Origin of the sequence: Paucibacter sp. PLA-PC-4 (assembly GCF_026241155.1) — a bacterium.
In the GTDB taxonomy this organism is placed as follows: domain Bacteria; phylum Pseudomonadota; class Gammaproteobacteria; order Burkholderiales; family Burkholderiaceae_C; genus Roseateles_E.
Genome location: NZ_JAPFGP010000018.1, coordinates 72,764 through 95,810 on the forward strand (window position 1 = coordinate 72,764; position 23,047 = coordinate 95,810).

The window sequence follows — 23,047 nt, forward strand, 5'->3', positions numbered from 1 at the left end:
AGGAATCGGCCTTTTCTTGGCCCAGCTCAAGACAGGAATGCCTGACCCGGGGCTCAATCAAGTCACCGCAATGCCGCGATCACGCCCCAGGGAGCCTCCATGCACGCACTCAAGGAATTGTTCACCACCGACGTCGGCCTGATGAGCCTGAGCGGTCTCGCCTTCATGATGGGCATGGCGGTGTTCTTCGTTCGCTACTTCCTGCGCCATATTCGAGAGGATGCGGCGCGCGCCGAGCGCGACTGAGCAGGCTCGCGCAAGCTGGCGCAGAATCGCCCCCTGCCTCATCAGCCATCTTGCGCCACCCATGCCCGATCTCTGCGCCTTCCCTATCACCCGCCGCTGGCCCGCCCAGCATCCCGCGCGCCTGCAGCTCTATTCGCTGCCCACGCCCAACGGCGTCAAGGTGTCGATCCTGCTGGAGGAGCTGGGCCTGCCCTACGAGGCCCATTTGGTCAGCTTCGATCGCAACGACCAGCTCACGCCCGAGTTTCTGTCGCTGAACCCGAACAACAAGATCCCGGCCATCCTTGACCCGCAGGGCCCGGGCGGCGCGCCGCTGGCCCTGTTCGAATCGGGTGCGATCCTGATCTATCTGGCCGAGAAGCAGGGTCGGTTCTTGCCGCAAGACCCGGCCCTACGCTACGAGACCCTGCAATGGCTGATGTTCCAGATGGGCGGCGTCGGCCCGATGTTCGGCCAGCTGGGCTTCTTCCACAAGTTCGCAGGCAAAGACTACGAAGACAAGCGACCGCGCGAGCGCTATGTGGCCGAGTCCAGGCGCCTGCTGGCCGTGTTGGAGCAGCGTCTGACCGGCCGCGACTGGATCATGGGCAGCGAGTACACGATCGCCGACATCGCGATCTTCCCCTGGGTCAACACCCTGACCGGCTTCTACGGCGCCAGCGAGCTGGTCGGCTTTGCCGAGTTTCCCGAGGTGCAGCGCGCCATGCAGGCCTTTGTGGCACGGCCGGCGGTGGTGCGCGGCTTGTCGATGCCGGCGCGCGGCTGAGAGCGGGGCGAGTAAATCGGGTTAAGGTAGTGCCGCATGAAAACTGCACTCTGGATTTTTATAGCCCTGTTGGCCGCCATCTGGAGCGGCTGCGCCTGGCTCAGTATCGAACTGCTGCAGTGGCTGGCCGCGCGCCTGAGCGCCGGTGATGCCGGCGAGCTGGAGCGCGCCATCGCCCAATGGCCGCTGCCCGCCTGGCTGGCGCCCTGGATCGACCCGGCCTGGGCCGAACTGCTGCGCGGCGGTCTGACAGGCCTGATGGCCCTGATCTCGCAAGCGCCCCCCTGGCTGGGCTCTGCGATGGGCTGGCTGCAACCGCTAGCCTGGGTGATCTGGGGCGCTGGCCTGCTGGCCCTGCTGCTGCTGGGCGCTCTGCTGAACCTGCTGCTGAACAAAGCAACACCGCGCCCGGCAACTGTGCTTGCCGGCTGATCGCTCAGCCTGCCACAGACAGGCGGCGCAACGCGGCCGCCGGGTAGGGGCTGAGCTTGCTGTCGCGCTGCAGACGGCGCGAGAACTCGCACAGCGCCAGGGCCGGCGGCGCATGGCGCCGGTAGACGCGCCGCAATGGCACTGGCAGGGTCTCGACATCCAAACGCTCTGGCGCGGCCAGGTAGTCACGCCAGCTCAGGCCCCGGCTTGTCACCAGCGCCTGGACCAGGCTGCTCGCGAAGCGGGCGGCGTCATAGTCCGCATGGACGGCCGCAAAGGCGCGCTCCGCGTCGCTCAGCGCGAACTGAGGAGAACTGGCCAGGCCGAAGTCGCTCAGGTACAGCGCCTCACCGTCGGTCAGCAGATTGTCGAGATGGGTGTCGAAATGGACGAAGCCCTGCCGGCCTAAAAAGCCTAGCAGTCCGTCCATGCCCTCGTCCACCAGGGCCACGGCCCGATCGGCCGGCGGGCCGCCCTGGGTCAGGGCAGCCCGCAGCCAGGTCGAGACCGGCGCGGCAAAGCACTCCAGAAGCAACACCAGCCAGGCGGCCGGCCGCTGCACGGCAGCAAAACGGGCCAGCACCTCGGCCTGCCCGGGCAGAGATGCTGGCTCGGCAGCGGCAAAGTAGTCGGCGCCCCAGTCCTGGAACGCCTCGTTGAGCCCATGGAGCGCAGGCAGCCCCAGAAGCCGCCAATGATGCAGCAGGGGGAAGCCACCACAGGCCCCCGACCGTACCCAGTCGCTGGCCATCTGCTGGGCGGCGAGTTCGCGCCAGGCCCCGAAGCCGACCGAGCCGATGCCGTACTGGAAATAGGTCGGCAGCCCGAACAGATTGGCACTGCTGCCCGGGTGCTCCAGCTCCAGCGCGCTGAGCGGTATCAGCTTGGCAAAGACCTCCCGCTGGTCCAGTTGCAAACGCATCGTGCGCCCGCCAATGCTCATCGACGCCGTCGGCGCGGCCGCCAACCAGCGACTCAGTGCCGTGTCGTCCAGCCCGGCCAGTTGCGTCGCCAGTGCTTGATGGCTATGCAGGCGGGTGGCCAGGGGCTGCGACTGGCTCGGCGGGCGTGGGTTCATGGGCAGCGTGGGTGTGAGGACGGGCTGGTCTCCCAGATAGGGTCACGGCGGCGCATCGCAAGAGCCACAGGCAAGCTCCGGCACTGAACTGCCGGGCCTTAGGCAATAGGCCCTGGCGCTGTAAGTTCTTGACCTCGCTGCCTTGACCTCAAGCCGAGTTGAGGTTCGAGACTGGAGGTCTGTTCCATCAACCTGACGATCCACCGATCCGAGCCCAAGCCGTGAGAACATCGACCACCCTGCTCAGCTTCCACAACCCCGCCGGGCTCTATGACCCGGTGCCCAACGGCTATTCCCACCTGGCCCTCGTGCAGGGCCCAGCCCGCTGGCTACTGCTGTCCGGCCAGGGCGGCGAACACCCCAACGCCGGCCTGCCCGAAGACTTCGAGGGTCAGTTGGCGCAATGCCTGGCCAACGTGCAGACCGCGCTGCGCGCGGGCGGCGCCGGCCTGCGGGACGTGGCGCGTTTGACGGTGCTGGTAGTCGGGCACAGCGAGGCCAGGCTGGCGCAGCTCAGCCGGGCGCTGAGGGTGCTGTGGGGCGGGGCGCCGACGCCGGCCTGCACCCTGATCCCGGTGCTGCGCCTGGCACTGGACGGTATGCTGATCGAGATCGAGGCCACAGCGGTACTGGCGGCCTGAGGCAAAGAGGCCCTCATTCGCGTGGACAATCCGGGCTGGCGACCCAACACCATCCCAGCCCATGTCACCCCAAGTCCTGATCAGCGAGGTCGGCCCGCGCGACGGCCTGCAAAGCATCGCCAGCGTGATGCCCACCGCGGCCAAGCGGCGCTGGATCGACGCGCTGCACGCGGCCGGGCTGCGCGAGATCGAGGTCGGCTCCTTTGTGCCGGCAAGGCTGCTGCCGCAGATGGCTGATGTGGCCGAGGTCGTCGCTCATGCGCTGACCCTGCCGGGCCTGCGCGTGTTGGCCCTGGTGCCGAATCAGCGCGGCGCCGAGGCAGCCATCGCCGCCGGCGCCCACAAAGTCAGTCTGCCGATTTCGGTCAGCGAGGCTCATTCGCTGGCCAATGTTCGCAAGACGCCCGAGGCCATGGTCGCGGAGCTGCGCGCGGTCACCGCGCTGCGCCGGGAGCGCGCGCCGCAGATGGGGGCTGAGTTGGGCGTGGAGGTGGGCCTGTCCACCGCCTTCGGCTGCACGCTGGCCGGCCGGGTCGACGAGGACGCGGTGCTGCGCCTGGCTGTGGCCTGCGCCGAAGCCGGGGCCGACGAGGTGGGCCTGTCCGACACCGCCGGTATGGCCAACCCGGCCCAGGTGCGGCGGCTGTTCACGCGGCTACGCGCTGAGCTGGGGTCGCGCGCCGGCGCCGCCCATCTGCACAACACGCGGGGGCTGGGCCTGGCCAACTGCCTGGCGGCCTTCGATGTGGGCGTCAGAACTTTCGATGCCTCGCTGGGCGGCCTCGGCGGCTGTCCCTATGCGCCGGGCGCCTCGGGCAATGTGGTCACCGAGGACCTAGTCTTCATGTTCGAGGCCATGGGCGTGGACACCGGCATCGACATCCACAAGCTGCTGGCAGCCCGCGCTCCGCTGCGCGAGGGGCTGCCCGGCGAGGCGGTCTACGGCATGCTGGCCGAGGCCGGGCTTCCCAAAGGATTTTAGTCATGACAGAAGAACACAAGCAGCAAAACCTGCCCCTTGCCGGTCTGCGAGTGATCGAGTTCACCCATATGGTGATGGGGCCGACCTGCGGCATGGTGCTGGGCGATCTGGGCGCCGAGGTCATCAAGGTCGAGCCGATGAGCGGCGACAACACCCGCAAGCTGCTGGGCTCGGGGGCCGGCTTTTTTCCAATGTTCAACCGGAACAAGCTCAGTCTGGCGCTGGACATCAAGCACCCCCAGGGACTGGAGATCGTGCTGAAGCTGCTGGCCAGCGCTGATGTGTTCAGCGAGAACTTCAAGAGCGGCACGATGGAACGGCTGGGCCTCGGCCATGCGGCGCTGACGGCGCTGAACCCACGCCTAATCTATGTCTCGCACAAGGGTTTTCTGCCCGGCCCCTACGAGCATCGCACCGCGCTGGACGAGGTGGTGCAGATGATGGGGGGACTGGCGTACATGACAGGCCGACCGGGCGATCCCCTGCGCGCCGGCTCCAGTGTCAACGACATCATGGGCGGGCTCTTCGGCGCGATCGGCGTGCTGGCCGCGCTGCAGCAGCGCCACGTCACCGGGCGCGGCCAACAGGTGCAGTCGGCCCTGTTCGAGAACAATGTCTTTCTGGTGGCCCAGCACATGATGCAGTTCGCAGTCACAGGCAAGCCCGCCGCGCCGATGCCCGAGCGCATCTCGGCCTGGGGCATCTATGACGTGTTCACGGTCAGGGATGGCGAGCAGATCTTCCTCGCCGTGGTCAGCGACACGCAATGGGCGCTGTTCTGCGAGGCCTTCGCCCTGGCCGAGCTGCGCGCCGATGCGCGCCTGGCCAGCAATAACGACCGGGTGCGCGCGCGCGACTGGCTGATCCCTGCGCTGCGCGAGCGCCTTGCACCCCGGCCGGCCGCCGAAATCGCTGCGGTGTTCGAGGCCCAGGGACTGCCGTTCGCGCCCATCACCCGACCCGAGCAACTGATGGACGACCCGCATCTGCTGGCCACCGGCGGGCTGGCGCCGCTGAACCTGCCCGACGGTCGCGAGACCCGCGTGCCGCTGCTGCCGCTGAGCCTGGACGGCCGACGCCTGGGCCTGCGCGAGCAACCGCCAACGCTGGGCCAGCACAACCGGCGCCTACTGACCGAGCTGGGCTACAGCGAGACCGAAGTCACGGCTTTGATAGCCGAGGGCGTACTGGCCTAGGCAGGTGCCACGCCCAAGGCGGACAATCGTGGGGCTTCGGGCCGCTGGTCCGCTATCGCGCCGCATGGCGGCCCCTTCCGTGCAGCACAGCTCCTCGCCCACTTCCCACAGCCCGGTCGTGCCTGCCTACCAGGACTGGCTTGCCCTACGTTCCTGGCCAGTGCTGCGCTTCGTCTATGCGATCGGCGGTCTGATCCCCTTGCTCTATCTACTGGGCGACTGGCTGATCGAGCCGGCCGCCGCCGAGGTGCTGCGCCTGCGCCTGGGCTATCTGCTGTTCTGGGCCGTGCTCAGCGCTCTGAGCTTCAAGCCAGGCTGGCGGCTGCCGATGTCGCTGTCCTACCCGCTGTACACCCTGGTGGGCGTCAGCTTCGCCTGCCTGATCGACGGCCAGTTGCTGGACCGGCCCGAGTTCATCCTAGCCACCTCGCTGCTCTATCTGATGGGGCTGCTGATCGCCAAGTCAAGTCTGGTCCTGGTACTGGTCTGCGGCGGCCTGACTGTGCTGGCCACGGCCGCGCTGCTGCCAGCCCTGGGTCTGGACGCGACGACCGTCAAGCGCGTGGTGTTCTTTCATGTTCTATGGGCCGGTGTCTGCAGCGTAGCCGCCTGGGTGATCCAGCGGCTCAATCGCCAGCTCTACCGCACCGAGAGCGAGCTGCACCAGATGCTAGCCGTGAACCAGCATCTGCTGGCCGAGACCGAACTGCTGGCCCGCACCGATGCGCTGACCACGCTGCCGAACCGCCGCCAGTTTTTCCGCGCCGCAGAGAGCGCGCTGGCCGAGAGCCGCGCCAGCGGCCGGCCGATGGCCCTGCTGGCGCTGGATGTCGACCACTTCAAGCGCATCAACGACAGCGGCGGCCACCAGCTCGGCGATACGGTACTGCGCGAAGTGGCGCTCTGCTGCCGCGCCAGCCTGCGCGACAGCGATCTAGCTGCCCGCATCGGCGGCGAGGAGTTCGCGCTGCTGCTGCCCGGCACCGGGCTGGCCCAGGCGCAACAGCTGGCCGAGAGGCTGCGCATGGCCATTGCCCAGCTGCAGTTGCCGGCCGCAGTGACGGTCAGCATCGGCTGCGCCGAGCTGGCGCCCGGCATGGACAGCGCCGACGCGCTGCTGGCGCGGGCGGACGAGGCGCTGTACGCCGCCAAGGAAGCCGGCCGCAACCGCGTCAGCGCCGGGCGGCGCGCGACAATAGCGCATTGAGCAATCGCCAAGGAAGGAACGACTGATATGAAGTATCTGCACACCATGGTGCGCGTCACCGATCTGGAAGCCTCGCTGAAGTTCTACCGCGACGCGCTGGGCATGGTCGAGGTGCGCCGCAGCGAGCACGAGGCCGGCCGCTTCACGCTGGTCTATCTGGCCGCCCCCGGCGACGAGACCGGCAAGTATCAACCGCAGGTCGAGCTGACCTACAACTGGCCCGATGCCGACGGCAAGAGCGAGGTCTACACGGGCGGTCGCAACTTCGGCCACCTGGCCTTCGCAACACCCGATATCTACGCCGCCTGCCAGCGCCTGCAAGACCATGGCGTGACCGTCCTGCGCCCGCCGCGCGATGGACGCATGGCTTTTGTGCGCTCGCCCGACAATATCTCGGTCGAACTCTTGCAGGACGGCCCGGCGCTGCCCCCGGCCGAGCCCTGGGCCTCGATGGCCAATTCCGGCAGTTGGTAAGCCGGGCGGCCGGCCTGTCCCCGGCGAGCCGCAGTCTGTCGGATCGCCCTGGTACTGCTGTCGACCTGCCCTTAGTCTGCAGGCATTGCAAACCAGGAGGAACGACCATGACCATCAGCGACGAACTTGAAAAGCTCGCCGACCTGCATCAACGCGGCGCACTCGGCGACGAGGAGTTCAGCCGCGCCAAGGCCCGCGTGCTGGCCGGCGACGTCGGCAGCGGCGCACCAGCCTCCGCCGCGATCAATGCGCTGCGCCGCAGCCGTGACGATCGCTGGGTCGGCGGCGTCTGCGGCGGCCTAGCCCGCATCACCGGCATGGCCTCCTGGGTCTGGCGCCTGGGCTTCACCTTGCTGGCCCTGTGCGGTGGCACTGGGGTACTGTTCTATCTGCTGATGTGGATCTTTGTGCCGCAGGACTAGGGCCGACCCCGATCAGGCCTCTCACGCCTCGCTGCTAGCATGGCTCGGCAGTTCGGCTAGGCAGTTCCGGTCCTACGGAGGTTACCCATGCAAGAGCAAGCATTGCGCGGTCTGATCGAGGATGTGCGCGAGGGCCGGCTGGCCCGACGGTCTTTCATCCAACGCATGCTGGTCCTGGGCCTGACGGCGCCGATTGCGGGCCAGATGCTGCTCAATGCCGGCATAGCCCAGGCCCAGACCCGATCGGGCTATAAGCCGACCAAGCGCGGCGGAGGCGGCGCGCTGAAACTCTTGTGGTGGCAGGGGGCCACGCTGCTGAACCCGCACTTCGCCACCGGCACCAAGGACCAGGAAGGCGCACGCATCTTCTACGAGCCGCTGGCCGCATGGGACGCCGACGGCAATCTGGTGCCGATCCTGGCGGCCGAGGTCCCCAGCTTGACCAACGGCGGCCTTGCCAAGGACGGCATGTCGGTGATCTGGAAGCTCAAGCGCGGCGCCACCTGGCACGACGGCAAGCCCTTCACCGCCGATGACTGCGTGTTCAACTGGGAGTACGCCAGCAACCCCGACACGGCCGCCGTCACGATAGGCACGTACAAGGACTGCAAGGTCGAGAAGATCGACAGCCACACCGTCAAGGTGCTGTTCAAGAAGCCCACACCCTTCTGGGCCGACCCCTTTGTCGGCACCCGCGGCATGCTGATCCCCAAGCATCTGTTCGCCGACTACATCGGAGCCAAATCGCGCGAGGCGCCGACCAATCTGAAGCCTGTCGGCACAGGCCCCTACAAGTTCGTGGACTTCAAGCCGGGCGATATGGTGCGCGGCGCGATCAACACCGGCTACCACTTCGAGCACCGTCCTTTCTTCGACACGATAGAGATGAAGGGGGGCGGCGACGCGGTCTCGGCGGCGCGCGCGGTGATACAGACGGGCGAATTCGACTACGCCTGGAATATGCAGGTCGAGGACGAGATTCTGAAGCGATTGGAGGCTGGCGGCCGTGGCCGTGCGGAGATCACGCCAGGCGGCAATATCGAGTTCATCGTGCTGAACATGGCCGACCCGTGGACCGATACCGAGGGCGAGCGAGCGCACCCGAAGAGCCGTCACCCCATCCTGTCCGATCCGGCGGTGCGCAAGGCACTGGGCTTGTTAGTGGACCGCGCGGCGGTGCAGGAGTTCATCTACGGCCGCACTGGCGTAGCCACTGCCAACTTCTTGAACAACCCCGAGCGCTTCCGCTCCAAGACCATGAAGTGGGAGTTCAGCATCGACAAGGCCGGTGTGCTGCTGGACGCGGCTGGCTGGAAGAAAGGCGGCGACGGCATCCGCGAGAAGGGCGGCAAGAAGCTCAAGCTGGTGTTCCAAACTTCGATCAACGCGCCCCGCCAGAAGACCCAGGCCATCGTCAAGCAAGCGGCGCAGAAGGCCGGCATCGATCTAGAGCTGAAGTCGGTGACCGCCTCGGTGTTCTTCTCTTCGGACATCGGCAACCCCGATACCTACACCAAGTTCTTCTGCGACGTGCAGATGTACACGACGACGATGACCCAGCCCGATCCCGAGCTGTTCATGAACCAGTTCGCCTCCTGGGAAGCCGCCAGCAGAGACAATAAATGGCAGGGCCGTAATCTCTCGCGCTGGAGCAACGAGGAGTATGACAAGGCCTTCCGTGCGGCCGAGAGCGAGTTGGACCCGGTCAAGCGCGCCGCGCTGTTCATTCGCATGAACGAGCTGGTGTGCAGCGATCCGGTGGTGATCCCGGTGGTCTACCGTCCGCGTGTGGCTGCGGTCGCCAACAAGCTCTATGCGCCGCTGAGCGGCTGGGACAACGATATGTGGAACCTGAAGGACTGGTTCAAGGAAGCCTGATCGCCATCGTTGCAGCACCGCCGCTGAATGTTCCACTGAATGTTCCAATACCTGCTGCGCCGTCTGCTCTACGCGCTGCCCAGCCTGCTGGGCATCAGCGTCGTGCTGTTCACCGTGCTCGCGCTGGCGCCCGGCGACCCCTTCGAGGAGCTGGCCACCAACCCGAATGTGCCGGCCGAGGTGCGCCAGATGCTGCGCGCCAAGTTCGGCCTCGATGACCCGGTCTGGCAGCGCTATTTCCGCTGGCTGTTCGCGATGTTCCAGGGCGACTGGGGCTTTTCCTTCGTCAGCCGCGTCGATGTGGACCAGTTGATCCTGCAGCGCTTGCCGACCACCCTGGTCATCATCGGCAGCTCGCAGCTGCTGGCCCTGCTGATCGCGATACCGGTGGGCGTGTTCGCGGCGACCCGGCCCTACTCGGTGTTCGACCAGATCGCCAACACGCTGGCCTTTGTCGGCTTCTCGTTGCCGACCTTCTTCACCGGTCTGCTGCTGATTCTGCTGTTCTCGATCCAGCTCGACTGGCTGCCCTTTGTCTATCGAGCCGATATCGAGGCCAGCGGCTGGACCTGGTGGTGGGAGCACATCCGGCAGTCCATCATGCCGGTGGCTGTCCTGGGCCTGTTCCAGGGCGCCAGCTGGACCCGCTATGTCCGCTCAGCGGTGCTGGACGTGATCAAGCTCGACTATGTGACCACGGCCCGCTCCAAAGGCCTCTCCGAGAGCGGAGTCGTGATCAAGCATGTGCTGCGCAATGCGCTGATCCCGGTCGTGACCCTGGTAGCGCTGCAGATGCCGGCGGTGTTCGGTGGCGCCATCGTCACCGAACAGATCTTCCGCATCCCCGGCATCGGCTCGCTACTGATCAGCGCCATCCTGGCCAATGACACGCCGGTGATCATGGCGGTGACCTTTGTGTTCGCCTGCCTGGTGATCTTCTTCAACCTCTTGGCCGATCTGCTCTATGGCTGGCTCGACCCGCGCATCAGTTACCGCTAATGCCACCGTCTCGCCCTGGGGCGAGGCCTGGCGGCGCTTCAAGCGCCACCGCATGGCCATGCTCAGCCTGGCGATACTGCTACTGATGGTGACGGCCGTGCTGGTCGGGCCATGGCTGTGGCCCGTCGCGATCAACGACATCGACTTCACGGCCCGGCTCAAGAGCCCCTCGCTGGCTCACCCGCTGGGCACCGATGATCTGGGCCAGGACCTGCTGGCCCGCCTGCTCTATGGTGGCCGCATCTCGCTGGCCGTTGGCCTGGCGGCGATGCTGATGGCCGTGGTGGTCGGCGTGCTGATCGGCGCGATCGCCGGCATCTCGCGCGGCAGCGTCGACGCGGCGCTGATGTGGCTGACCGATCTGTTTCTCTCGCTGCCCCAGCTACCCTTGCTGCTGCTGATCATCTATCTGTTCCGCGATGGACTGAAGGAGACCTTCGGCCCCGAAGTCGGCGTCTTCATCCTGATCGTCGTCGTGATCGGCGGCTTTCGCTGGATGCCGGTGGCGCGGCTCGTGCGGGCGCAGTTCTTCTCGTTGCGCGAGAAGGAGTTCGTCGAGGCGGCAAGGGCCCTGGGCGCGAGCACACCGCGCCAGGTCACGCGCCACATCCTGCCCAATGCGCTGGGCCCTGTGATCGTGGCCGGCACCATCGATGTGGCGGCCGCCATCATTGCCGAATCGACCCTCTCCTTTCTGGGCCTGGGCTTCCCACCCGATATCCCGACCTGGGGTCGCATCCTCTTCGACGCCAAGGACTATCTGGACATCGCGCCGCACTGGGCCATCTTCCCCGGCCTGGCGATCTTCCTGGCGGTGCTGACGATCAACTTCATCGGCGATGGTCTGCGCGACGCGCTCGATCCGCGCAAGGTGATGTGATGAGTCTCGACACCCCGCTGCTCGACATCCGCGGCCTGAAGACCCATTTCGCCACCGATGCCGGCTGGCTGCACGCGGTCGACGGCGTCGATCTGACGGTACATCGCGGCGAGACGGTCTGCGTGGTCGGCGAGTCAGGCTGCGGCAAGTCGGTCACCGCGATGAGTGTGCTCAAGCTGCTGCCGATGCCGCCGGGCCGCATCGTCGCCGGGCAGATCCTCTGGCAGGGCCGCGACCTTGTGAGCCTGCCCGAGAGCGAGATGCGGCGCATCCGCGCCAAGCAGATCGCCATCGTGTTCCAGGAGCCGATGACCTCGCTAAACCCAGTCTACACAGTGGGCCAGCAGATCGCCGAGGTACTGCGCCTGCAGGAGGGGCTGAACCGGCGTGACGCGATGGACCGTGCGGTCGAGATGCTGCGCCTGGTCAACATCCCGACGCCGCAGCGCCGCGTGCGCGACTATCCGCACCAGTTCTCCGGCGGCATGCGCCAGCGCGTGATGATCGCGATGGCCTTGAGCTGCAATCCGCAGTTACTGATCGCCGACGAGCCCACCACCGCGCTGGACGTAACGATACAGGCCCAGATCCTGGAGCTGCTGGCCGAGCTGAAATCGCGGCTGGGCATGAGCATCCTCTTGATCACCCACGCGATGGGCGTGGTCGCCGAGGTCGCACAGCGCGTCGTCGTGATGTATGCCGGCAAGGTGATCGAGGAGGCCACGGTAGAGCAGCTGTTCGCCAACCCGCGCCACCCCTACACCCAAGGCCTGATCCGTTCGATCCCACGCATCGACCTGGACGCCACCCACAAAATCCGGCTGGAGGCGATTGCCGGCACGGTGCCCAAGCTGATCAATCCGCCCGAGGGCTGCCGCTTCGCGCCGCGCTGCAAATACGCCAGCGGCGCCTGCACCCAGGCCACGCCGGCGCTGCGCGAGATCGCTCCCGGCCACAAGGTCGCCTGCATCCTATGAGCACCACACCGCTGCTGAAGGTCGAGAATCTGGTCAAGCATTTCCCGATCAAGGGTGGGCTGCTGGGCCGCGAGCAGGCGCGGGTGCATGCGGTCGACGGCGTCAGCTTCGAGCTGATGGCCGGCGAGACCCTGGGTCTGGTCGGCGAGTCGGGCTGCGGCAAGTCGACCACCGGCCGCTGCATCCTGCGCCTGATCGAGCCGAGCTCGGGCCAGGTCTGGTTCGAGGGCCGCGAGGTCACTGCGCTGGGCAAGAGCGAGCTGCGCGCCTTGGCGCGCGATATGCAGATCATCTTCCAGGATCCCTATGCCTCGCTGAACCCGCGCATGACGGTGGGCGCCATCATCGGCGAGGCCCTGACCATCCACAAGCTGGCCAAGACCCGGGCAGACTACGAGGGCCGCATCGTCGAGCTGCTAGAGACCGTCGGCCTGTCCGCCGACCATCTGCGACGCTACCCGCACGAGTTCTCCGGCGGTCAGCGCCAGCGTATCGGCATCGCCCGCGCGCTGGCGGTCAGCCCCAAGCTGATCGTCTGCGACGAGGCAGTGTCGGCGCTGGATGTCTCCATCCAAGCCCAGGTCATCAATCTGCTCGAAGATCTGCAGGCCAAGTTCAATCTGACCTATCTCTTCATCGCCCATGACCTCTCGGTCGTCGAGCACGCCAGCACCCGCGTCGCGGTGATGTACTTGGGCCGCATTGTCGAGATCGCCAGTGCCCGCGAGCTCTACAGCCGGCCACTGCACCCCTATACAGAGGCCCTGCTGTCGGCGGTTCCGATCCCAGACCCCACCGTCAAGCGCAAACGCATCATGCTGCAAGGCGATGTACCCAGTCCGATCAACCCACCCTCGGGCTGCCACTTCCACACCCGCTGCCCGATCAAGCAGATGCCGCTGTGCGGCAGCGAGTCACCGCCTCTGAAAGAAACCACAGACGGCCATTGGGTGGCTTGTCATCTGCGAGGCTAGTCGCTCAGCCCCTGACCTCGCCCTGCCCCAGCACCACCCACTTCATCGAGGTCAACCCCTCCAACCCGACCGGTCCGCGGGCATGGAACTTGTCGGTCGAGATGCCGATTTCGGCACCCAAGCCGTACTCGAAGCCGTCGGCAAAGCGGGTGCTGGCATTGACCATCACACTGGCCGAATCGACCTCGCGCAGAAAGCGCATCGCGTTCGGGTGGTTGGTCGTCAGAATCGCGTCGGTGTGGTGCGAGCCGTAGCGGTTGATATGGGCAATCGCCTCGTCCAGGCTGTCGACCACCTTGATGCTGATGACCGGCGCCAGGTACTCCTCACTCCAATCGGCCTCGGTGGCGGCCGCCAGCTTGGCGCCAGCCAGGCCACCTTGCAGCGGGCCCAGCAGGGCCAGCGTGCGCGGGCAGCCGCGCATCTCGACGCCCTTGGCCGCGAAGATCGCGCCGATGCGGGGCAGGAACTCGCTCGCCTGCTCGGCATGCACCAGCAGCGATTCGGTCGCATTGCAAGGGCTGTACTTTTGCGTCTTGGCGTTGTCGACCACGCGCAGCGCCAGACCCAGCTCGACCTCGGCGTCGACATAGCTGTGGCAGTTGCCGTCCAGATGCTTGATCACCGGCACCTTGGCTTCGCGGCTGATGCGCTCGATCAGGCCCTTGCCGCCGCGCGGGATGATGACGTCGACAAACTCCGGCATCGTGATCAGCGCACCGACCGCGGCGCGGTCGGTGGTGCCGACCAGCTGCACGGCCTCGCGCGGCAGACCGGCTTCGGCCAGCGCGTCGCCGACGATCTGCGCCAGCGCCAGATTCGAATGCAGGGCCTCGGAACCGCCGCGCAAGATGCAGGCATTGCCGCTCTTGATGGCCAGCGACGCGGCCTCGATGGTCACATTGGGCCGGCTCTCGTAAATCATGCCGAACACGCCCAGCGGCACGCGCATCTGGCCGACGCTGATGCCGCTCGGGCGGCGCTTGACGCCGCCGATCTCGCCGATCGGATCGGGCATCGCGGCGATCTGCGCACAGCCCTCGGCCACCGTGGCAATGACCTTGTCGGTCAGCCGAAGCCGGTCGACCATAGGCGCATCCAGCCCGGCCTTGACCGCAGCCTCCAGATCGCGCTCATTGGCTTTGCGCAGCGCCGGGCCGGCCTCGCCGAGGCGGCGCGCCAGCGCCAGCAGCGCGGCGTTCTTGGCGGCGGTGGGTGCGGCGGCCATCGAGGTCGCGGCGGCACGGGCCTGGCGGCCCAGGGTCTGCATCAGGGTCTGGATGTCGTCACTCATGCCCTGATTCTCGCCGATGCACTCAGCGTCCCATGCGCAACAGCGCTTGCTCGGCCAGCCAACGCGTCAGTGCCCCCGAGGCAAAGCCCTCGCGCGCCAGCCGCGCCGACTGCCCCGACCACAGCGACATGAAGTCGCCCGAACCTTCATCCCCTCTTGGCTCGCTGGCCGCGCGCAGCGGCGTCAATGCGCCGCCGGCGGTAGGGAAGGCCGGGGCCAGGGCCGAGATCGGGCCGACTTCACGCATTAAGCGGTTGACGATGCCGCGTGCCGGCCGGCCGGTGAAGATATTGGTCAGCGCCGTTTGCTCGGCGCGCTCGCTGCGCAGCGCGGCGCGGTGTGGCGCCGTCAGATGGGCCTCGGGCGTGAACAGATAGGCGGTACCGATCTGCACGGCGGCCGCGCCCAGCACGAAAGCGGCATGGATGCCACGTGGGTCGGCGATGCCGCCGGTCGCGATCACCGGCAGCCGCACCGCGTCGACCACCTGAGGCAGCAGCGAGAAGGTGCCGACCTGGGTGTCGACCTCGTCGGCCATGAAATGGCCACGATGACCGCCGGCCTCGAAGCCCTGGGCGATGATGGCGTCCACACCCTGGGCTTCGAGCCAGCGCGCCTCGGCCACCGTGGTCGCCGAGGCGATGATCTTGGCGCCGCTGGCGCGCACCCGGGCCTGCAACTCGGGCGCGGGCAGACCGAAATGGAAGCTGACGACCTCGGGACGGAATGCCTCGATCAGCTCGCAGCTGGCCGCATCAAAGGGCTGGCGGTTCGACGTCGGCACCGGACCATCGGGATCCAGGCCCAGCTCCATGTAGTACGGGCGCAGCCGCTGTCGCCACGCGGACTCGCGCTCGGCGTCCGCCTCGGGCGGGCGGTGGCAGAAGAAGTTCAGATTGATAGGTTTGGCGGTCTGAGCCCGTATCAGCGCCAGCTGCTCGCGCTGCTGGGCCGGGCTCAGGAGCGCACAGGGCAGCGAGCCCAGGCCGCCGGCCTCAGAGACGGCCACCACCATCTCATGCAGCGTGGGTCCGGCCATCGGCGCCTGGATGATGGGCAACTCGATGCCGAACACATCGAGAATGCGGGTGTCGGGCCAGTTGTTCATCGCAGCAGATCTCCGGTGTCAGAGCTTGGCACGCATCAGCAACTGATGCATGGGCAGGGTCTCGAAGCCCAGCTCGCGCAAGGCCTGCCCCCCAATGTCCAAGCGCTGCAGTTGGGGCACGCGCAGCGTGGCCTGCGGGAACTCGGCGCGCAGCGCCTTCAGCAGGGCCCGGGCATCGTCCTGGGCGGGGTGCCAGTCGATCAGGCTGCCGGCCACCACCGTGGCCGCGTCGGGTTGTGAAAACATCAGCTGGGCCGAACCCTTTTGCCAGGCACTCAGTCCGCTGGCCGATTGCAGCGACGCGGCCGTCACCTGTAGTGGCAGATCGCGCAGCCGGGCCTGGGCCTCGTCGCGCAACCAGGTCAGCGCGGCTCCATGGTCGAGCGTTCGGAACTCGCAGGCCGCCGGCGCGACCCGGCCCGGCAGCGCCTGATAGCCATGCAGCTCATGCAGCGCCTCGAAACCACGGCCGCGATACAGGCGCAGCGCCCGCTCGTTCTGCGCAAACACCTCCAGCTCGGCTTCGGCCAGGCCGGCTGCGCGGGCGCGCGCCAGCATATCGTTGAGCAGGTGCGCCGCGGCACCGCTGCCGCGTGCGGCCGGCAGCGCGCCCATGGTCGCCAGCCGCCAGCGCGCGCTCTCGGGCCGGGGGGCGACGAAGGCAAAGGCCAGAATCTGGTGGTCCCGGTCAGACAGCAACACGCGGCTGAGCCCCAGATCGATGCCCTGGCGGCTCAGCAGGTCCGGCCATTGCGCCAGCGTGGTCCGGAAAGGTCCGATCAGATAGTCGGCAAAGGCCCCGACAAAGGCCTGGTGTAGCGGCGCGGGCGCCAGTTCGGCGGCCGAGACGACAAGGGTCGGGTCTTGAGTCATGTTGGCAGCAGGCTCAAGGAAACAGGGTCACGATGGCCAGCCACAGCGGCGCGGTCAGCACAAAGGCGACGGTGGACAGCACGGTAGCGGCGGTTCCCTCGGCCTCGCGGGTCTGGTAGCGCTGGGCGAAGATCAGCGCGTTCGAGCCGGTGGGCAGGGCCGCCATCATCACGATCACCGCCAGCGGCATGCCGGAGAGGCCGAAGCCCCAATGCGCGATCGGCAGCACCAGGGCCGGCAGCGCGAACAACTTCAGCAGCGCCAGCGATAGCGCACCGCGCCAGCGCGAGGGCCAGCCGTAATAGGCCAGCGACATACCGATCAGCGTCAGGCACAGCGGCACGACGGCCGTGCCCAGCAGCTGCAGCACCTCGTCCAGCACCGCCGGCAGCGTGAGACCGGAGGCATTGAACAGCAGGCCGGCCACCACCGGCAGCACGACCGGATGGATCACAGTGTTCTTGACCGTCAGCGCCAGCGTGCGGCCCAGGCTGGCACCGGGCCGGGCGCGCGCCAGGTCATGCTCGACCAGCAGGGTCAGCAGGGTCAGTATCAGCAGCGCATGCAGGCTAACCACGGTGATGTGGATGGCCAGGCCGGCCTCGCCGAAGACGCCGGCCGCCAGCGGCACGCCCACCTGCAAGGTGTTGCCGAAGCCCACCGTGATGGCCTGCACGCAAGGCAGGGCCGGCTCCTCGCGACCGGCGCCGCGCCAGCGCTGCACGCCATAGATCAGCAGGATCAGGAGCATCAGCGGACCGAAAAAGGCGCCCAGTGTCAGCCAGGGCAGGCTGTCGAAATCGACCCGGGCCGTGGTGCGGAACAGCAGGGCCGGCACGAAGAGGTAGAAGGCCGCCGCCGACAAGACCTTGGCCGGGTCGCCCCCGCTGCCGCCGGCCGAGGCGTCGCCCAGCCAGCGCATGCGGCCGACGAACCAGCCTATCGCCACCGTGATGAAGATCGCCAGCAGCTTGTAGAAAACCATCCAGGACATAGGCTGCGAGTATCGCGCCGCGAGCCAGGAGCCGTTGGCGGTGGAAGGTGCAGAGCGAACAGGGCTGCATCGCGGCACCGCGCACTACCCCCCCATCAGGGAGATCCAAGTCCTTGCTACATTTTTGAGGTCAGTACCACGCTCCCCGTCCTGTCCCCGCCATGAGACTTGTCGTCAAGATACTTGCCATCACCCTGATCGCCGGCCAATCGGGCACGGTCGGGCTGAAGCACCTGGTGGACGGAGCTTGCGCAACGCTCACTCTGTTCATTGCAGGCGAGGGCAGCTACAGCCTTGAAGTGACGCTTGACGATGGCACCGTACTCAAGGGTGGATCGGGTTATGTGGAATGTGGAATCTGGAAACCGAACGCATGAACTGATTACCAAAGAAGGCATCAAGCCAAGCAGAGACTGGCCTTTGTGAAGCGCAGAAAAGAGACGCGCCTGTTGCATGGATCTGCCACGTTCGCATACGCTTTTTCGCTGGCGTTGCAGCACCTGGCGCTCTTGAGGTTTCAGTGCAGCGCTGGCCGATGTCTGAGGCCGAATCGCTCGGCCAGGTCGCCAAGACACATATCCAGCGCACATAGCTCGACACCAGGCGTGATCAGAGCCGACGCCAGGAGAGTAACGTCCACCAGGCTGCAGCCCATGCCAAACAGGCGCCCTCGCACCAGCAACGCCAGCACCTCGCGCATGCTGGCCTGGCGGCTTGGCTGCAGCCGTGCAAAATCAGCCAAGGTCCGCGCTCTCGACGCCGGCGTGCCGCAAGCAAGCTAACCCAGCAATAGGGGATGGGTCATCACAAGATCCCACGCCAGCAAGTCCATCAAGGGCGCACTGCGCTGCCGGAGGTGATGGCCCTAGACGGAGGTATCCACGAGCACGCTGGTCATCGATGAGCGCTTTCGCGGCGCCGAGGGATGCCGTCCAATTCAGGCGCCGCCCCACCGAGCGCCGCGAGCCGCTTGCCGGCGTGCACCCGGATAAAGGTCTTCACCGCCTCACGCAACAGACCGGCCTTGTCCATGTCAGGCTCGGCCAACTCCAGGGCCTCCTCCTACAGGGCATCGTCAATCGTCACGGTCGCTCTCATACGAAGCTCGCATCATACAAAGTGATGCAGTTGTGATTCAGTCACCACATCTTCGCAAAACGGCCTCAGGACTGCAGCGCCATCTCCAGCTCAAAGCTGAAGCAGCTGCCCTGCCCCGGCGCGCTGCTGACGCTGATCTCGCTGTCCATCAGCCGCATCAGTTGCTGGCTGATCGACAGGCCCAGGCCTGTGCCGCCGTCGCGGCGGTCGATCTCGGAGACCTGCTCGAAGGGCTTGAAGAGCCGGGCCATCTGCGCCTCGTCCATGCCGATGCCGGTGTCGATCACCTCGACCAGCATGCGCGCCGAGCTGGGGCCTTGCTGCAGCAGCCGGGCGCGCACCGAGACCTCGCCAGCATCGGTGAACTTGATCGCGTTGGACAGCAGGTTCAGTACCACTTGGCGCAGGCGCTGTCCGTCCAGGCGCACCCGCGCCGGCAGCTCGGCGTCGATCTCGAGCCGGAACTGCAGCCGCTTCTCCTCGGCGCGCGGCCGCAGACTGTCGCAGGCCACTTCCAGCAGGCCGCGCAAATCGACCACGGTGGGCATCAGCCGCACCCGGCCGGCTTCGATGCTGGCCATGTCCAGCAGGTCCGAGATCAGGCTCAGCAGATGCTCACCGGAATCGCGGATCAGATTGATCTTGCCTTGTTGCGGCGTACTCAGGCTGGCGTCCATCTGCAGCAGCTGGGCGAAGCCCAGGATGGCGTTCAGCGGCGTGCGGAACTCATGGCTCATCGTCGCAAGGAAGCGGCTCTTGCTCTGGTTGGCGCCCTCGGCGCGCAGCCGTGCTTGGTTAAGCTCCAGCGTGCGTTCGGCCACCAGCTCCTCCAGATGGTCACGGTGCCGTGTCAGCTCCTGCTCAGCCAAGCGGCGCTGCGAAATGTCGCTAAGCATGCCCTCGATGCGAGGGCCCAGGCCATCGGTGTCGGCGACGATGTGCACGCTCAGCTCGACCCAGAGCTGGCGCCCCTCGCGCCCGCTGATCAGCAGCGGCACCTGCTGCAGCACGCGATGGCGCTGCAGCGCATGCGCTACCCGCTTGAACTCGGCCACCTCGACACCGGCCAGCCGACGCAGGCTGACAGTGCCGGCCAGCGCCTGCTCGGGCCGCGCATAGCCCAGCATCTGGGCAAGCGCCTTGTTGACGCTCAGCAGCCGGCCGCGGCCATCAGCCTGAAAGATGCCTTCGGTGGCGTTCTCGAATAGGCTGCGATAGCGCTCCTCGCTGCGCCGCAGGCCCTCGGACGAGGCTTTGAGCTGCACGCTCATGCGGTTGAACTGCTCCGTCAGCTGGCCCAACTCATCGGCGCGCTGCACCGGCAAAGTGGCGCCCAGATCGCCGCCGGCCACCCGCCGCGCCAGCCCGCCCAGAGCCATCACCGGACAGCTGACCAGGCGATGCACCAGCCAGTAGCTGGTCACGATGATGGCCGCCAGCACGGCGGCCAGCAGACTGCCGACCAACTGGCGGGTCTGACCCACGCTGACCAGTACCTGCTCGCGGTTGAACACCAGCCGCGCCCGGCCGACCGCATTGGAGGGGCTTTGTGGCGAAGCCTGATGCAGGATGTCGACCTGGCGCTCCAGCGGCTGGACCAGGGCCGTATCACGGCGGCGCAGCATCGGCTCGGCCTCGACCCCCACCGCCTTGATCTCGATCGCGTGCACTTCGGGATCGGCCATTACCGCATCAAGCAGATTGGCCACCGCCACCGTGTCCAGATTCCAGATCGGCCCGCCGAAACCGCGCGCCACCATCTGGCTCATGCGCTCCGCGCGCCGGTCCAACGCCGCCGTCAGCTCACGCTCCTCGCGTGCGGTCCAATACCAGGCGATCAGCACCACCAAAACCGTGGTGGCCAGCGCAATACCGGCGATCAAGCGCGTCTGAATACTGAATGTTCTTGGCAGCCAGGCCATGCCTCTCCCTTAATGCCTAAGCGGCCGCCAAGTGTCGCCTATGTTTTGCCCTCCGGGGGACTGGGCTTGCCATCGCGCAAGCGCCACAGGCCCAAGGGATTGTGCGGCTGCAGCGCCGGAGGGAGCAACTCAGGCGGCAGATCCTGATAGCAGACGGGGCGCAAAAAGCGCTCGATCGCGGCCGTGCCCACCGATGTGTGAGCCGCGCTGCTGCTGGCCGGCCAGGGACCGCCATGCACCATCGCGGGCGCCACCTCGACACCGGTAGGGAAGCCATTGGCAAGGATGCGTCCGGCCTTGCGCTCGAGCACCGGCAGCAAGGCCCGTGCGAGCTGCGTATCGGCCTGGTCCAGTTGCAGGGTTGCGGTGAGTTGCCCCTCCAGTGCCTCGGCCACCGCCAGCAACTCAGCCTCATCGCGGCAGCGCAGCAGCAGCGCGGCGGGGCCGAACACTTCTTCATGCAGCAGCGGATTAGCGATGAAGCGCGCGGCATCGGCGACGCAGAGCTGGGCTGCGCCCTGCACCAGGGTCTCGACACCGGTCTGCTCGCGCAGCCGTGCGGCGCCGGCCTCGAAGGCCGCTCGGATGCTGGGGGTCAGCATCGTGCCGGCTGGCTTGGCGGACAGCAGCGGGGCGGCGGCGGCGAGGAATCGCTGCAGACCCGGGCCGTCGAGCGCGAGCAGTAGGCCGGGATTGGTGCAGAACTGACCAACCCCCTGGGTCAGCGACTCGGCGAAGCCCTGGGCGATGGCCTCGGCTCGCGCCGCCAGCGCCGCCGGCAGCAGGAAGACCGGGTTGATCGCGCTCATCTCGGCATAAACCGCAATCGGCTGCGGCCGCGCCTGGGCCACAGCCATCAAGGCCTGCCCGCCGCGCCGCGAGCCAGTGAAGCCCACCGCCTGGATCACCGGGTGCGCGACCAGGGCCTTGCCCAGCGCGGTGCCGGCATCATGCAAAAGCGAGAACAGGCCCTCGGGCAGACCCAGCTCGCGCACGGCCTGCTGGATCACGCGACCGACCAGCTCCGAGGTCCCGGGATGGGCTGGATGGGCCTTGGCAATGACCGGGCAGCCTGCTGCCAGCGCGGCGGCCGTGTCGCCGCCTGCGACCGAGAAAGCCAGCGGGAAATTGCTGGCGCCGAACACCGCGACCGGGCCGACGCCGATCTTGTGCGAGCGCAGGTCGGCGCGAGGCAGTGGCGCTCGCTCGGGCAGGGCCGAGTCCAGGGTCGCGGCGCACCAGTGGCCGTCGCGCAGGGCCTGGGCGAACAGGCGCAGCTGGCCGACGGTGCGGCCGCGCTCGCCCTGCAGCCGCGCGATGGGCAGGGCCGATTCCAGGTGGGCCCGCTCGATCAGCGCGTCGCCCAGCGCCAGCAGCCCCTCGGCAACCGTCTCCAGCAGCCGTGCGCGCTGCTCCGGCAGGCTGCGGCGCCAGGGATCTGCGGCGCCGCGCGCCAGCGCACAAGCCCGCTCGACATCGGCCGCATCGCCGCCACCAAAGGTCTCCGGCAAGACCTGGCCCCGGATCGGGCTCCAGGCCTGGATCTCGCCGGCGGCGCCGCGCCTCACTGAGGCGCCTATCAGCTGTTCACCGCTGATCGCCAGGCTCACAGCGCGGCTCCGACCTTGCGCAGCTCGGCGATCTGCGGGGCCTTGGGTAGCCAGAGCTTGTCGAACTCGCCGATCAGGGCCTGGGTATCCAGGCCCGGTTCGGTCTTGATCGCGAAGGGCACGGCCTTGAACTTCTCGATCAGGCCCAGCTCGGTGGTCACGATGTCCTTGATCTGCGCGTCGAGCGACTGGCGCACCAGTCCGCGTATCAACTCCTTGTCCTTGGCATCCATGCCCTGCCAAATGCGGCCCGAAACCAGCGGCGCGAAGGGCATGAACAGCGCATTCATCTGCAGCATGCTCTTGGCCACCTTGTCGAAACGCTGATTCCACGAGAACTCGATATCGGCCTCCAGGCCGTCGACCTGGCCGTTGGCCATCGCGTCGAAGACTTGCGGGGTCGGGATCGGCGTCGGCGCAGCGCCGAGCGACTGGTAGAAGTCGCGGTAGACCGGCGTCGGGTTTATGCGCAGCTTCATGCCCTTGATGTCCTTGACGCCGGCGATCTCCTTGGTAGAAAACACCACGCGCATGCCGGTGATGCCCCAGCCCAGACCTATGGTGCCGGTCTCGCGCGGCAGCACTTCCAAGAGCTTCAGAGCGGCCTCGTGGCGCACCAGCTTGGCGACGTCGGTGGTCGAGCGGACAAGATAAGGCGCGTTGATCGAGGCGATGCTGGCGACCCGCGAGCCCAGCTCGGCGGCCTGGATCCAGCCCATGTCCAGCGCGCCCGTCTGCAGTTGCTGCATCATCGCCGACTCATTGCCCAGTTGACCCGAATGGAAGACGGTGACGGACAGGCGACCCTTGGTTTCCTTCTTGATGCTCTCGCCGAAAGCCAGTGCAGCCCGGTTCCAGGAATGGCCGGCCGGTGTGATCAGACCGAGGCGGAACTCTTTGGCCTGGGCGCGGGCCTGGCCGATGAAGGCGGGGGCAGCCAGTGCGGCACCGGCTTGAACGATTTGGCGACGGGTCAGCAGAGTCATGTCGAGGACC

At 67.1% G+C, this 23,047-nt stretch carries 25 protein-coding genes; 15 read left to right on the plus strand and 10 right to left on the minus strand.

The features are described 5' to 3' along the window. Positions 1–99: 99 nt before the first annotated feature. The 3 genes from OOZ63_RS23530 to OOZ63_RS23540 all read left to right on the plus strand — a co-directional run bounded on the left by OOZ63_RS23530 (position 100) and on the right by OOZ63_RS23540 (position 1,444). Positions 100–246, plus strand: a complete 147-nt coding sequence (locus tag OOZ63_RS23530) for a DUF3149 domain-containing protein (protein WP_266008080.1) — start codon at positions 100–102, stop codon at positions 244–246. Positions 247–307: 61 nt separating this feature from the next. Then, entirely contained in the window at positions 308–1,012 is a 705-nt protein-coding gene (locus OOZ63_RS23535; RefSeq protein ID WP_266008081.1) for a glutathione S-transferase N-terminal domain-containing protein, read from the plus strand. 36 nt (positions 1,013–1,048) lie between these two features. After that, a complete protein-coding gene (locus tag OOZ63_RS23540; protein WP_266008082.1) occupies positions 1,049–1,444 on the plus strand; it encodes a hypothetical protein in 396 nt (131 codons plus the stop codon). 4 nt (positions 1,445–1,448) lie between these two features. On the opposite strand, the gene OOZ63_RS23545 is transcribed toward OOZ63_RS23540, so the two are convergent. Next, positions 1,449–2,522 carry a hypothetical protein gene (locus OOZ63_RS23545; RefSeq protein WP_266008083.1) on the minus strand — a complete coding sequence of 358 codons (1,074 nt, stop codon included), beginning with the start codon at positions 2,520–2,522 and terminating at the stop codon, positions 1,449–1,451. A gap of 221 nt (positions 2,523–2,743) precedes the next feature. Here OOZ63_RS23545 and OOZ63_RS23550 point away from each other — a divergent pair, with 221 nt between their 5' ends. The 11 genes from OOZ63_RS23550 (at position 2,744) to OOZ63_RS23600 (ending at position 13,152) form a co-directional block, all read left to right on the plus strand. Beyond that, on the plus strand, positions 2,744–3,163 hold the full coding sequence (locus OOZ63_RS23550; RefSeq protein ID WP_266008084.1) for a RidA family protein: 420 nt from the start codon (positions 2,744–2,746) through the stop codon (positions 3,161–3,163). A 61-nt stretch (positions 3,164–3,224) separates the two neighbouring features. Beyond that, positions 3,225–4,145: a hydroxymethylglutaryl-CoA lyase gene (locus OOZ63_RS23555; protein ID WP_266008085.1), complete on the plus strand. Its 921-nt coding sequence runs from the start codon at positions 3,225–3,227 to the stop codon at positions 4,143–4,145. Positions 4,146–4,147: 2 nt separating this feature from the next. After that, complete coding sequence (locus OOZ63_RS23560) at positions 4,148–5,341, plus strand: CaiB/BaiF CoA transferase family protein (RefSeq protein ID WP_266008086.1); 1,194 nt, start codon at positions 4,148–4,150, stop codon at positions 5,339–5,341. A 64-nt stretch (positions 5,342–5,405) separates the two neighbouring features. Beyond that, complete coding sequence (locus OOZ63_RS23565; RefSeq protein ID WP_266008087.1) at positions 5,406–6,548, plus strand: sensor domain-containing diguanylate cyclase; 1,143 nt, start codon at positions 5,406–5,408, stop codon at positions 6,546–6,548. 27 nt (positions 6,549–6,575) lie between these two features. Beyond that, entirely contained in the window at positions 6,576–7,022 is a 447-nt protein-coding gene (locus OOZ63_RS23570) for a lactoylglutathione lyase (protein WP_266008088.1), read from the plus strand. Between the two features lie 107 nt (positions 7,023–7,129). Beyond that, complete coding sequence (locus OOZ63_RS23575; RefSeq protein WP_266008089.1) at positions 7,130–7,444, plus strand: PspC domain-containing protein; 315 nt, start codon at positions 7,130–7,132, stop codon at positions 7,442–7,444. A gap of 87 nt (positions 7,445–7,531) precedes the next feature. Further along, positions 7,532–9,322, plus strand: a complete 1,791-nt coding sequence (locus tag OOZ63_RS23580) for a peptide ABC transporter substrate-binding protein (RefSeq protein ID WP_266008090.1) — start codon at positions 7,532–7,534, stop codon at positions 9,320–9,322. A 39-nt stretch (positions 9,323–9,361) separates the two neighbouring features. Continuing rightward, a complete protein-coding gene (locus tag OOZ63_RS23585) occupies positions 9,362–10,321 on the plus strand; it encodes an ABC transporter permease (RefSeq protein ID WP_266008091.1) in 960 nt (319 codons plus the stop codon). After that, a complete protein-coding gene (locus OOZ63_RS23590; protein ID WP_266008092.1) occupies positions 10,287–11,201 on the plus strand; it encodes an ABC transporter permease in 915 nt (304 codons plus the stop codon). The genes OOZ63_RS23585 and OOZ63_RS23590 overlap by 35 nt, the downstream gene beginning before the upstream one ends. Next, positions 11,201–12,178, plus strand: coding sequence for an ABC transporter ATP-binding protein (locus OOZ63_RS23595; protein ID WP_266008093.1), 978 nt, complete (start codon positions 11,201–11,203; stop codon positions 12,176–12,178). The genes OOZ63_RS23590 and OOZ63_RS23595 overlap by 1 nt, the downstream gene beginning before the upstream one ends. Continuing rightward, positions 12,175–13,152, plus strand: a complete 978-nt coding sequence (locus OOZ63_RS23600) for an ABC transporter ATP-binding protein (protein WP_266008094.1) — start codon at positions 12,175–12,177, stop codon at positions 13,150–13,152. Before OOZ63_RS23595 ends, OOZ63_RS23600 begins: the two co-directional genes overlap by 4 nt. Before the next feature lie 4 nt (positions 13,153–13,156). Here OOZ63_RS23600 and OOZ63_RS23605 read toward each other — a convergent pair whose 3' ends face one another. Genes OOZ63_RS23605 through OOZ63_RS23620 form a run of 4 tightly spaced genes read right to left on the minus strand, consistent with a single transcriptional unit; the run spans position 13,157 to position 17,421 of the window. Further along, entirely contained in the window at positions 13,157–14,446 is a 1,290-nt protein-coding gene (locus OOZ63_RS23605; RefSeq protein WP_266008095.1) for a glutamate-5-semialdehyde dehydrogenase, read from the minus strand. A 22-nt stretch (positions 14,447–14,468) separates the two neighbouring features. Next, positions 14,469–15,554: an NAD(P)H-dependent flavin oxidoreductase gene (locus tag OOZ63_RS23610; RefSeq protein ID WP_266008096.1), complete on the minus strand. Its 1,086-nt coding sequence runs from the start codon at positions 15,552–15,554 to the stop codon at positions 14,469–14,471. A gap of 18 nt (positions 15,555–15,572) precedes the next feature. Continuing rightward, a complete protein-coding gene (locus tag OOZ63_RS23615; RefSeq protein ID WP_266008097.1) occupies positions 15,573–16,427 on the minus strand; it encodes a GNAT family N-acetyltransferase in 855 nt (284 codons plus the stop codon). Positions 16,428–16,440: 13 nt separating this feature from the next. Beyond that, positions 16,441–17,421, minus strand: coding sequence for an AEC family transporter (locus OOZ63_RS23620; RefSeq protein ID WP_266008098.1), 981 nt, complete (start codon positions 17,419–17,421; stop codon positions 16,441–16,443). A 161-nt stretch (positions 17,422–17,582) separates the two neighbouring features. Between OOZ63_RS23620 and OOZ63_RS23625 the strand changes: the two genes are divergently transcribed. Beyond that, a complete protein-coding gene (locus OOZ63_RS23625) occupies positions 17,583–17,798 on the plus strand; it encodes a hypothetical protein (protein ID WP_266008099.1) in 216 nt (71 codons plus the stop codon). Between the two features lie 140 nt (positions 17,799–17,938). On the opposite strand, the gene OOZ63_RS23630 is transcribed toward OOZ63_RS23625, so the two are convergent. From OOZ63_RS23630 to OOZ63_RS23650, 5 genes are all read right to left on the minus strand, one after another. Then, positions 17,939–18,163 carry a hypothetical protein gene (locus OOZ63_RS23630; RefSeq protein WP_266008100.1) on the minus strand — a complete coding sequence of 75 codons (225 nt, stop codon included), beginning with the start codon at positions 18,161–18,163 and terminating at the stop codon, positions 17,939–17,941. A gap of 152 nt (positions 18,164–18,315) precedes the next feature. Continuing rightward, positions 18,316–18,474 carry a type II toxin-antitoxin system VapB family antitoxin gene (locus tag OOZ63_RS23635; RefSeq protein WP_266008139.1) on the minus strand — a complete coding sequence of 53 codons (159 nt, stop codon included), beginning with the start codon at positions 18,472–18,474 and terminating at the stop codon, positions 18,316–18,318. Positions 18,475–18,584: 110 nt separating this feature from the next. Next, a complete protein-coding gene (locus tag OOZ63_RS23640; protein ID WP_266008101.1) occupies positions 18,585–20,402 on the minus strand; it encodes an ATP-binding protein in 1,818 nt (605 codons plus the stop codon). Between the two features lie 77 nt (positions 20,403–20,479). Beyond that, positions 20,480–22,045 carry an aldehyde dehydrogenase (NADP(+)) gene (locus OOZ63_RS23645; protein ID WP_266008140.1) on the minus strand — a complete coding sequence of 522 codons (1,566 nt, stop codon included), beginning with the start codon at positions 22,043–22,045 and terminating at the stop codon, positions 20,480–20,482. A gap of 2 nt (positions 22,046–22,047) precedes the next feature. Beyond that, positions 22,048–23,037 carry a TRAP transporter substrate-binding protein gene (locus OOZ63_RS23650; protein ID WP_266008102.1) on the minus strand — a complete coding sequence of 330 codons (990 nt, stop codon included), beginning with the start codon at positions 23,035–23,037 and terminating at the stop codon, positions 22,048–22,050. Positions 23,038–23,047: the final 10 nt, after the last annotated feature.

Bases quoted from the DNA above. Each gene is read 5' to 3' on its own strand.
- OOZ63_RS23535 (WP_266008081.1), top strand. From the start codon at position 308: ATGCCCGATCTCTGCGCCTTCCCTATCACCCGCCGCTGGCCCGCCCAG.
- OOZ63_RS23530 (WP_266008080.1), top strand. From the start codon at position 100: ATGCACGCACTCAAGGAATTGTTCACCACCGACGTCGGCCTGATGAGC.
- OOZ63_RS23580 (WP_266008090.1), top strand. From the start codon at position 7,532: ATGCAAGAGCAAGCATTGCGCGGTCTGATCGAGGATGTGCGCGAGGGC.
- OOZ63_RS23595 (WP_266008093.1), top strand. From the start codon at position 11,201: ATGAGTCTCGACACCCCGCTGCTCGACATCCGCGGCCTGAAGACCCAT.
- OOZ63_RS23605 (WP_266008095.1), bottom strand. From the start codon at position 14,446: ATGAGTGACGACATCCAGACCCTGATGCAGACCCTGGGCCGCCAGGCC.
- OOZ63_RS23575 (WP_266008089.1), top strand. From the start codon at position 7,130: ATGACCATCAGCGACGAACTTGAAAAGCTCGCCGACCTGCATCAACGC.
- OOZ63_RS23585 (WP_266008091.1), top strand. From the start codon at position 9,362: ATGTTCCAATACCTGCTGCGCCGTCTGCTCTACGCGCTGCCCAGCCTG.
- OOZ63_RS23650 (WP_266008102.1), bottom strand. From the start codon at position 23,037: ATGACTCTGCTGACCCGTCGCCAAATCGTTCAAGCCGGTGCCGCACTG.
- OOZ63_RS23540 (WP_266008082.1), top strand. From the start codon at position 1,049: ATGAAAACTGCACTCTGGATTTTTATAGCCCTGTTGGCCGCCATCTGG.
- OOZ63_RS23545 (WP_266008083.1), bottom strand. From the start codon at position 2,522: ATGAACCCACGCCCGCCGAGCCAGTCGCAGCCCCTGGCCACCCGCCTG.
- OOZ63_RS23555 (WP_266008085.1), top strand. From the start codon at position 3,225: ATGTCACCCCAAGTCCTGATCAGCGAGGTCGGCCCGCGCGACGGCCTG.
- OOZ63_RS23570 (WP_266008088.1), top strand. From the start codon at position 6,576: ATGAAGTATCTGCACACCATGGTGCGCGTCACCGATCTGGAAGCCTCG.
- OOZ63_RS23625 (WP_266008099.1), top strand. From the start codon at position 17,583: ATGAGACTTGTCGTCAAGATACTTGCCATCACCCTGATCGCCGGCCAA.
- OOZ63_RS23610 (WP_266008096.1), bottom strand. From the start codon at position 15,554: ATGAACAACTGGCCCGACACCCGCATTCTCGATGTGTTCGGCATCGAG.
- OOZ63_RS23590 (WP_266008092.1), top strand. From the start codon at position 10,287: ATGGCTGGCTCGACCCGCGCATCAGTTACCGCTAATGCCACCGTCTCG.
- OOZ63_RS23615 (WP_266008097.1), bottom strand. From the start codon at position 16,427: ATGACTCAAGACCCGACCCTTGTCGTCTCGGCCGCCGAACTGGCGCCC.
- OOZ63_RS23620 (WP_266008098.1), bottom strand. From the start codon at position 17,421: ATGTCCTGGATGGTTTTCTACAAGCTGCTGGCGATCTTCATCACGGTG.
- OOZ63_RS23560 (WP_266008086.1), top strand. From the start codon at position 4,148: ATGACAGAAGAACACAAGCAGCAAAACCTGCCCCTTGCCGGTCTGCGA.
- OOZ63_RS23565 (WP_266008087.1), top strand. From the start codon at position 5,406: ATGGCGGCCCCTTCCGTGCAGCACAGCTCCTCGCCCACTTCCCACAGC.
- OOZ63_RS23600 (WP_266008094.1), top strand. From the start codon at position 12,175: ATGAGCACCACACCGCTGCTGAAGGTCGAGAATCTGGTCAAGCATTTC.